Consider the following 9,698-nt stretch of genomic DNA (forward strand, 5'->3'; position numbering starts at 1 on the left):
TGCTGGCGGCGCTGCTGCATCACTGCAGCAGCGCCTGCCCGATCAGTTGTCTTCCAGTTCCATGTTGATGGCCAGCGAGCGGATTTCCTTCACCAACACGTTGAAGGATTCCGGCATGCCCGCGACCATCTCGTGCTCGCCGTCGACGATGTTCTTGTACATCTGGTTGCGGCCCTGCACGTCGTCGGACTTCACCGTCAGCATTTCCTGCAGGGTGTAGGCCGCGCCGTAGGCTTCCAGCGCCCAGACTTCCATTTCACCGAAGCGCTGGCCACCGAACTGCGCCTTGCCGCCCAGCGGCTGCTGGGTGACGAGCGAGTACGGGCCGGTCGAACGGGCGTGCATCTTGTCGTCGACCAGGTGGTTCAGCTTCAGGTAGTGCATGTAGCCGACGGTGGTCTTGCGGTCGAATGCTTCGCCGGTGCGGCCGTCGAACAGCTGCATCTGGGTCTTGCTGCCGTTGAAGCCCAGCACCTCGGTCTCCGGGGCACCGTCCGGGTAGGCGAGGTTCAGCATTTCGCGGATCTCGTCTTCCAGCGCACCGTCGAACACCGGGGTTGCCATCGGCACGCCGTCGGTCAGGTTCTTGGCCAGGTTGATCAGTTCCTCGTCGCTGAACTGCGTCAGGTCGACGCGCTCACCGGCCAGGGCCGAGTCGTGGTTGTAGACCTTGCCCAGGAACTCACGCAGCTCGCTGACGGCGCGCTGCTGCTCCAGCATGCGCTGGATGCGCTTGCCCAGGCCCTTCGCGGCCCAGCCAAGGTGCACTTCCAGGATCTGGCCGATGTTCATACGCGACGGCACGCCCAGCGGGTTCAAGCAGATGTCCACCGAGGTGCCATCGGCCATGTACGGCATGTCTTCGACCGGCACCACGTTGGAGACCACACCCTTGTTGCCGTGGCGGCCTGCCATCTTGTCACCCGGCTGGATGCGACGCTTCACGGCCAGGAACACCTTGACCATCTTCAGCACGCCCGGTGCCAGGTCGTCGCCCTGGGTGATCTTGCCGCGCTTGTCGGCGAAGCGGCGCTCGAATTCCTTCTCGTGTGCCTGGATCTGCATCTGGGCACGCTCGATGGCTTCGGCTGCGTCGTCGTCCTTCATGCGCAGGGTGAACCAGTCGGACTTCTTCAGGCCGTCCAGGAACGCGTCGGAGATCACGTCGCCCTTCTTCAGGCCGGCGCCGCCGTTGACCACCTTGCCCACGATCTGCGAACGCAGACGGGCGTAGATGGCGCCTTCCAGGATGCGGAACTGGTCGTCGAAGTCCTTCTTGACGCGCTTGATCTCGTTCTCTTCGATCTGGCGGGCGCGCTTGTCCTTCTCGATGCCGTCGCGGGTGAAGACCTGCACGTCGATGACGGTGCCGTCCATGCCCGGCGGAACGCGCAGCGAGCTGTCCTTAACGTCCGAAGCCTTCTCGCCGAAGATGGCGCGCAGCAGCTTCTCTTCCGGGGTCAGCTGGCTTTCGCCCTTCGGGGTGACCTTGCCGACCATGATGTCGCCGGCGCGCACTTCGGCACCGATGTACACCACGCCGCTCTCGTCCAGGCGGTTCAGCGCCTGCTCGGAGACGTTCGGGATGTCGGCCGAGATTTCCTCCGGCCCCAGCTTGGTGTCACGCGCGACGCAGGTCAGCTCTTCGATGTGGATCGTGGTGTAGCGATCCTCTTCCACCACGCGCTCGGAAAGCAGGATGGAGTCTTCGAAGTTGTAGCCGTTCCACGGCATGAACGCGATCAGCATGTTCTGGCCCAGCGCCAGTTCACCGATGTCGGTGGACGGGCCGTCGGCCAGCACGTCGCCACGCGCGATCACGTCACCCACGTTCACCAGCGGACGCTGGTTGATGCAGGTGTTCTGGTTCGAGCGGGTGTACTTGATCAGGTTGTAGATGTCCACGCCGGCGTCGGCGGCATCGGTGATCTCGTTCTCGTTGACCTTGACCACGATGCGGCCGGCGTCGATCTGCACGATCTCGCCACCACGACGGGCGTTCACGGTCACGCCCGAGTCACGCGCCACGGCGCGCTCGATGCCGGTACCCACGAGCGGCTTCTGCGAACGCAGGGTCGGCACGGCCTGGCGCTGCATGTTCGCGCCCATCAGTGCACGGTTTGCGTCATCGTGCTCCAGGAACGGGACCAGCGCCGCGGCGACGGACACGGTCTGCATCGGCGAGACGTCCATGAAGTGGACTTCCGCCGGCGGCTTGAGCAGCGACTCACCCTGGTAGCGGCACGGCACGAACAGCTCGGTGAGCATGTTCTTGGGGTCGGTCAGGGCGTTGGCCTGGGCGATCACGTACTCGTTTTCCTCGATCGCCGACAGGTACTCGACGTCGTCGGTGACCTTGCCGTCCACGACCTTGCGGTACGGGGTTTCCAGGAAGCCGTACTTGTTGGTGCGTGCGAACACGGCCAGCGAGTTGATCAGGCCGATGTTCGGGCCTTCCGGCGTTTCGATGGTGCAGACGCGGCCGTAATGGGTCGGGTGCACGTCGCGCACTTCGAAACCGGCACGCTCGCGGGTCAGGCCGCCCGGGCCCAGTGCCGAGACGCGGCGCTTGTGCGTCACTTCCGATAGCGGGTTGTTCTGGTCCATGAACTGCGACAGCTGCGAGGAACCGAAGAATTCCTTGATGGCAGCGGCGACCGGCTTGGCGTTGATCAGCTCCTGCGGGGTCAGGCCTTCGGACTCGGCCATCGACAGGCGTTCCTTGACCGCGCGCTCGACGCGGACCAGGCCCACGCGGAACACGTTCTCGGCCATTTCGCCGACCGAACGCACGCGACGGTTGCCCAGGTGGTCGATGTCATCCACCACGCCACGGCCGTTGCGGATCTCGGTCAGCACCTTGATCACGTCCAGGATGTCGGACGATTCGCCGTGGGCGCCAACCAGGCGCTTGGATTCTTCGTCGTTGCGCTCGCCGAAGTACTTGCTGTCGTACAGCACGGCTTCGCCGGTGACTTCCTTGCGGCCGACACGGCGGTTGAACTTCATGCGGCCGACCGTGGACAGGTCGTAGCGCTCGAAGGTGAAGAACAGGTTGTGGAACAGGTTCTGCGCGGCGTCCTTGGTCGGCGGCTCGCCCGGGCGCATCATGCGGTAGATCTCGACCAGGGCTTCCAGCTGGGTCTTGGTCGGGTCGATGCGCAGGGTGTTGGACAGGTACGCGCCACGGTCCAGGTCGTTCACCCACAGGGTGCCGACCGCATCAACGCCCGCCTTGCGGAAGTTCTGCAGCTGCTCGTCGCTGATCTCGTCGTTGGCCTGGGCCAGCAGTTCACCGGTGTTCGCATCGACCACGTCGTGCGACAGGATGCGGCCGACCAGGTAGTCGTCCGGCACGGCCAGGGCGGCGATGCCCGAGGCCTGCAGCTGCTTGATGTGGCGCGCGGTGATGCGCTTGCCGGCTTCCACGATGACCTTGTCACCGTCGGCCAGGTCGAAGCCCAGGGTTTCACCACGCAGGCGCTCCGGCACCAGCTCCAGCTGCACGCCTTCGTCCGGGTTGATGTGGAACGTGTTGATCTCGAAGAACTCGGCCAGCATCTCTTCGTTGCTGTAGCCAAGCGCGCGCAGCAGGATCGACACCGGCAGCTTGCGGCGACGGTCGATACGGGTGAACAGCGCGTCCTTCGGGTCGAACTCGAAGTCCAGCCAGGAGCCGCGGTAAGGAATGATGCGGGCGCTGTACAACAGCTTGCCCGAGCTGTGGGTCTTGCCACGGTCGTGGTCGAAGAACACGCCCGGCGAACGGTGCAGCTGCGACACGATGACACGCTCGGTACCGTTGACGATGAAGGTGCCGTTTTCGGTCATCAGCGGGATTTCGCCCAGATAGACCTCCTGCTCCTTCACGTACTTGATCGCCTTGGTGGACGACTCGCGGTCGTAGATGACCAGGCGCACGGTCACGCGCAGCGGCGCGCCGTAGCTCATGCCGCGCTGGCGGCACTCACGCTCGTCGAACACCGGGTCGCCCAGCTTGTAGCCCACGTACTCCAGGGCGGCATTGCCGCTGTAGCTGGAAATCGGGAACACCGACTTCAGCGCGGCGTGCAGGCCGTGGTCGGTGCGCTTGGCCGGGTCGACGTTTTCCTGCAGGAAATCGCGGTACGAGTCGACCTGGATGGCCAACAGGAACGGCACCTCGAGGATCGAGCGCTGCTTGCCGAAATCCTTGCGGATGCGCTTTTTTTCGGTGTACGAATAGGACGTCATGAGGTCTTCCACCTTGTTGTGCGGGCCGTGCGTCCACGACCCGTAGGGAAACTTGAAATTGTCAGTTGGAAGTCGCTGGTATTGCCGGCACCAGCACGCCTTCTCCCGCTACTTCCAACTGCCAACTCGCTTGTGCCCGTGTTCGCTCATTCCCGGAGGAGGCGGCGACGGACACCTGCCACGTTGGACTTTCTACATCTACTGCCTGCCGGGCGTGGCCCGGCCCTACCCGTCCTGGTGCCCGGCCAAGCCCGGCATCACAACGTTTGAAACGACCAAAGGCCGGGGGTTTACACCCCCAGCCCTGGCTGCATCGCCGCGAAACAATGGCGACGCAAGGAACTGATTACTTCAGCTCGACGGTCGCGCCGGCGGCTTCCAGTTCCTTCTTGAACTTGTCGGCTTCTTCCTTCGAAGCGCCTTCCTTCACGACGCCACCGGCTTCGGTCAGGTCCTTGGCTTCCTTCAGGCCCAGGCCGGTGATGGCGCGGACGGCCTTGATGACGTCGACCTTCTTGGCGCCGGCGTCCTTCAGGATGACGTTGAATTCGGTCTGCTCTTCAACCACAGCGGCCGGGCCGGCAACGGCAACGGCAACCGGGGCAGCGGCGGAGACGCCGAACTTCTCTTCGATGGCCTTGACCAGCTCCATCACTTCCATCAGGGACTTCTCGGCGATGGCGTCGACGATCTGTTCGTTGGTAAGGGACATTTTGATTACCTTTGGAGAATATTCTGGATTGAGGTTCCGGACGGAACCACGGGGACGTCGAACTTAGGCGGTTTCAGCGGCCGGCTCGGCAGCTGCTGCTGCACCACCGTCCTGCTTTTCACCGACAGCCTTGACGGCGCGCGCGAACATGGTGACCGGCTCGGTCAGGACGCGGGCCAGCATGGCCAGGGCCTGATCACGGGTCGGCAGCGATGCCAGCACTTCGACGTGGCTGGCCGGGAAGATTTCCCCGCCGATTGCCACGACCTTCGCCTTCAGCTTGTCGTTGCCCTTGGCTGCATCCTTGATCAGGCGACCGGCTGCGCCGGGCTCCTCGAGCGAAAACGCGTACAGCAGCGGACCGACCATCTGGTCCTTTGCAACTGCGAAATCGGTGCCTTCAACGGCGCGCGCGGCCAGCGTGTTCTTGACAACCTTCAAGAAAACGCCGGTTTCGCGGGCCTGCTTACGCATCGCGGTCATCTGGGCGACCGTGGTGCCAGCGTATTCGGCTGCGATCAAGGAGTGGGCCTTGGCGGCGACGTCTGCCAGTTCGGCGACTACTTCTTGCTTCTGGGACAGATTGAGAGCCATTGCACTCCTCCGTTAAAGCGGGGACCGGGAAGGGTGATCCGGTTTCGGCCGGAAGCGAAGCCGCCTCCACACCGCACCCACATCGAATCCCGAATCCCTGCTTCAAACAAACTCCGCTCACGGCTCCCTGCCGCTTACGGTCCATGGCAGCATCCTTCCTGGACGCCGGGAACATCGGAACGATGCTCCTGTGGTGGCCGTTCTAGACCTGGAGTGGGCCAACCCGGGTTACCCCAGACGTGCGTTAAACCAGAAAACTCCAGAAGGGCATCACCATCTACGCAGGGTGATCCACGAGTGGATCGATTAAGCGATCCCGCTATGCCGGCGGCGACTCCTTGCCAGATCGAGCTTCCGTGCCCGTCGCCGGTATGCGCTGACCGCGCCTGCGGTCTTTGACGGCTATCGCGTCGGCGGACCGGCGCGATGCCTTCAAATGTCCAGCATCGCCCTGACGGGTGACACTGCTGTTGCGGTCCCGTGGAAGCAGCATCCGGCGGCATGGCCGGGCTCGGGTGCTGCTACCGCGGAGGTACTGCATTCATGGCGCCGCGTGCCGGCAGGCACGCGGGCCACCACATCACTTCAGGGTCAGCGACGACTGGTCGACGGTGACGCCCGGGCCCATCGTCGAGCTGACCGAAACCTTCTGCAGGTAGGTGCCCTTCGAGGTGGCCGGCTTGGCCTTGATCAGGTCCAGCAGCAGCGCCTGCAGGTTCGACTGCAGCGCGGCGTTGTCGAAGCTGGCCTTGCCGATGGTGCAGTGGATGATGCCGGCCTTGTCGGTGCGGTAACGCACCTGACCCGACTTGGCATTCTTCACGGCTTCGGCCGGGTTCGGCGACACGGTGCCAACCTTCGGGTTCGGCATCAGGCCGCGCGGGCCCAGCACGGTACCCAGCTTACCCACGACGCGCATTGCGTCCGGGGTCGCGATGACCACGTCATAGTTCAGATCGCCGGCCTGCATCTTCTCGGCCAGGTCGTCCATGCCGACGGCTTCGGCGCCAGCGGCCAGGGCTTCGTCAGCCTTGGCACCGGCCGGTGCGAACACGGCGACGCGGACCGACTTGCCGGTACCGGCCGGCAGCACGGTCGAACCGCGCACCTGCTGGTCGGACTTCTTGGCATCCACGCCCAGACGCACGGCCACGTCGATCGACTCGACGAACTTGGCCTTGGCGGCGGTCTTCAGGATGTTGATCGCTTCTTCGAAGGCGTAGGCCTTGCCCGGAACGACGGCGGCCTTGATGGCCTTCTCACGCTTGGTCTGTGCCATCAGATTAACCCTCCACCACCAGGCCCATGGAACGGGCAGAGCCCGCGATCGTACGCACGGCGGCGTCCAGGTCAGCAGCCGTCAGATCCGGCTCCTTCGCCTTGCAGATTTCTTCAAGCTGCTTGCGGGTGACCTTGCCCACCTTGTCGGTGTTCGGGCGCTTGGAACCGGAAGTGATACCGGCAGCCTTCTTGAGCAGCACGGTGGCCGGGGTGCTCTTGGTGATGAAGGTGAAGGTACGGTCCGAGTAGGCCGTGATGATCACCGGCACCGGGATACCCGGCTCCAGCTTCTGCGTGGCGGCATTGAACGCCTTGCAGAATTCCATGATGTTCAGGCCGCGCTGACCCAGCGCAGGACCCACCGGCGGCGACGGATTGGCCTGACCGGCCTTCACCTGCAGCTTGATGTAACCGACAACTTTCTTTGCCATTTTTATGCTCTCCGGGTGCTAGCGCCTTTCGACAACAGGCTCCCCATCGGACCGGGAATCACGCGTCCCGGCATTCGCGTTTTGAAATCCTTGAATCGCACCAAAGGCCACCTCGCGGCAGCCTTCGATTCAGCCCCATGACAGGGAGCCGGCAATTCTAGCAGTTTTTTCGACCTCAACCTGAACAGGCCAGGCCGCGAACTCAGACCGCCTTTTCGACCTGGCCGAACTCGAGCTCGACCGGGGTAGCGCGACCGAAGATCAGCACCGAGACGCGCAGGCGGCTCTTCTCGTAGTTGACCTCTTCCACCACGCCGTTGAAGTCATTGAAGGGACCTTCGGTGACACGGACCATCTGGCCCGGCTCGAACAGGATCTTCGGACGCGGCTTCTCGACACCTTCCTGAACGCGATCCAGGATGGCTGCGGCCTCTTCGTCACGGATCGGCAGCGGACGGTCGGCAGTGCCGCCGATGAAGCCCATCACCTTGGAAGTATCCTTCACCAGGTGCCAGCTTTCGTTGTCGATGCGCGGGATGCCGGCTTCTTCGTGGGTCTCGATCTGGACCAGCACGTAACCCGGGAAGAACTTGCGCTCGGAACGGCGCTTCTGGCCGGAGCGCATTTCGACCACTTCTTCGGTCGGGACGAGCACGTCGCCGAAGCGGTCCTGCATCTCGTCGCGCACAATGCGATCGCGCAATGCCTGCGCCACCGACTTCTCAAAACCTGAATAGGCGTGAACGACGTACCAACGCTTCACTGTTATCTCCTCAACGACCCAGGAACCACTGGGTCAGCTTCTGGATCGCGAAGTCGAACCCACCCAGCAGCAGGCTCAACACGATCACCACCACGATCACCACCCACGTCATGCGGATGGCCTCCTGGCGGGTCGGCCACACGACCTTGCGCAGCTCGAAACGGGATTCGGAAAGGAATTCACGCGTCTGACGGCCCTTGGCGGTCAGCATGAACACGGCGCCACCGGCGACCAGTCCCACCACCACAGCCAGGGCACGCAGCTGGCCCGACCAGGCACCCAGCTGAGCCGCCTTTTCCGGCGAGGAGAACCAGAACCAGACGAACAGACCCGCCAGCACCAGCAGCGCGGCGCCAACATACTTGACCATATCGCCGCCGGAAGCAGCGGACTTGGAATGTTCGATCTTGCTGTTCATCCGACTCTTGTTGCTGGTGCGACCAAGGTCACTGGATAGAGATGTGCAAGTGGCACGCCAGGAGGGACTCGAACCCCCAACCTGCGGTTTTGGAGACCGCTGCTCTGCCAATTGAGCTACTGGCGTATGACTTGACTTGTTTACACGTCCCTTAGACGGCGAAGGCGGACCGAGGTTCCCGGCCCGCCGTTCGCGTAACCAGCAGCAGAGTTACCGCTGGGTACTGCAGGCTTATTACTTGATGATCTTCGAGACCACGCCGGCGCCGACGGTACGGCCGCCTTCGCGGATGGCGAAGCGCAGACCTTCGTCCATTGCCACCGGGTTGATCAGGGTGACAGCCATCTTCACGTTGTCGCCCGGCATCACCATCTCAACACCTTCCGGCAGCTCGACCGCACCGGTGATGTCGGTGGTACGGAAGTAGAACTGCGGACGGTAGCCCTTGAAGAACGGGGTGTGACGGCCGCCTTCGTCCTTCGACAGCACGTACACTTCGGCGTCGAACTGGGTGTGCGGGGTGATCGAACCCGGCTTGGCCAGAACCTGGCCGCGCTCGACGTCGTCACGCTTGGTGCCGCGCAGCAGCAGACCGGCGTTGTCGCCTGCCTGGCCCTGGTCCAGCAGCTTGCGGAACATTTCCACGCCGGTGACGGTGGTCTTCTGGGTCGGACGGATACCGACGATTTCGATTTCTTCGCCGACCTTGATCACGCCGCGCTCGATACGACCGGTCACCACGGTGCCGCGGCCCGAGATCGAGAACACGTCTTCCACCGGCATCAGGAACGGCTTGTCGACGTCACGCTCCGGGGTCGGGATCCAGCTGTCCAGCGCCTCGACCAGCTTCAGGATGGCCGGCACGCCGATGTCGCTCTGGTCGCCTTCCAGCGCCAGACGGGCCGAACCGTGCACGATCGGGGTGTCGTCGCCCGGGAAGTCGTACTTGCTCAGCAGCTCGCGCACTTCCATCTCGACCAGTTCCAGCAGCTCGGCATCGTCCACCATGTCGGCCTTGTTCAGGAACACGACGATGTACGGCACGCCGACCTGACGCGACAGCAGGATGTGCTCGCGGGTCTGCGGCATCGGGCCGTCAGCGGCCGAGCACACCAGGATCGCGCCGTCCATCTGGGCGGCACCGGTGATCATGTTCTTGACGTAGTCGGCGTGGCCCGGGCAGTCAACGTGGGCGTAGTGACGGCTCTCGGATTCGTACTCAACGTGCGCGGTCGAGATCGTGATACCACGAGCCTTCTCTTCCGG

Annotated in this window: 8 protein-coding genes and 1 tRNA gene; all 9 read right to left on the reverse strand. The window is 63.5% G+C overall.

Annotation, left to right across the window (positions count from 1 at the left end; translation table 11 throughout):
* Window positions 1-42 precede the first annotated feature (42 nt).
* A complete protein-coding gene (gene rpoB, locus ACIPR8_RS14160; RefSeq protein ID WP_446541402.1) occupies window positions 43-4,233 on the reverse strand; it encodes a DNA-directed RNA polymerase subunit beta in 4,191 nt (1,396 codons plus the stop codon).
* A gap of 346 nt (window positions 4,234-4,579) precedes the next feature.
* The gene (gene rplL, locus ACIPR8_RS14165) at window positions 4,580-4,945 is read right to left on the reverse strand and encodes a 50S ribosomal protein L7/L12 (protein ID WP_192286600.1); all 366 of its coding nucleotides are present in this window, start codon (window positions 4,943-4,945) and stop codon (window positions 4,580-4,582) included.
* A gap of 63 nt (window positions 4,946-5,008) precedes the next feature.
* A complete protein-coding gene (gene rplJ / locus ACIPR8_RS14170; RefSeq protein ID WP_132862492.1) occupies window positions 5,009-5,539 on the reverse strand; it encodes a 50S ribosomal protein L10 in 531 nt (176 codons plus the stop codon).
* 580 nt (window positions 5,540-6,119) lie between these two features.
* Entirely contained in the window at window positions 6,120-6,818 is a 699-nt protein-coding gene (gene rplA / locus ACIPR8_RS14175; protein ID WP_132862491.1) for a 50S ribosomal protein L1, read from the reverse strand.
* A gap of 4 nt (window positions 6,819-6,822) precedes the next feature.
* Complete coding sequence (gene rplK / locus ACIPR8_RS14180; RefSeq protein WP_054663281.1) at window positions 6,823-7,251, reverse strand: 50S ribosomal protein L11; 429 nt, start codon at window positions 7,249-7,251, stop codon at window positions 6,823-6,825.
* A 202-nt stretch (window positions 7,252-7,453) separates the two neighbouring features.
* Entirely contained in the window at window positions 7,454-8,014 is a 561-nt protein-coding gene (gene nusG, locus ACIPR8_RS14185; protein WP_132862490.1) for a transcription termination/antitermination protein NusG, read from the reverse strand.
* A 10-nt stretch (window positions 8,015-8,024) separates the two neighbouring features.
* Window positions 8,025-8,432 (reverse strand): preprotein translocase subunit SecE, encoded by a 408-nt coding sequence (secE, locus tag ACIPR8_RS14190; protein WP_132862489.1) that lies wholly within the window; start codon window positions 8,430-8,432, stop codon window positions 8,025-8,027.
* A gap of 50 nt (window positions 8,433-8,482) precedes the next feature.
* Window positions 8,483-8,558, reverse strand: a tRNA-Trp gene (locus ACIPR8_RS14195).
* Window positions 8,559-8,666: 108 nt separating this feature from the next.
* A partial coding sequence (gene tuf, locus ACIPR8_RS14200) for an elongation factor Tu (RefSeq protein WP_446541403.1) occupies window positions 8,667-9,698 on the reverse strand: 1,032 nt, incomplete at its 5' end.

The sequence above is a fragment of the Stenotrophomonas sp. LARHCG68 genome (assembly GCF_052871705.1).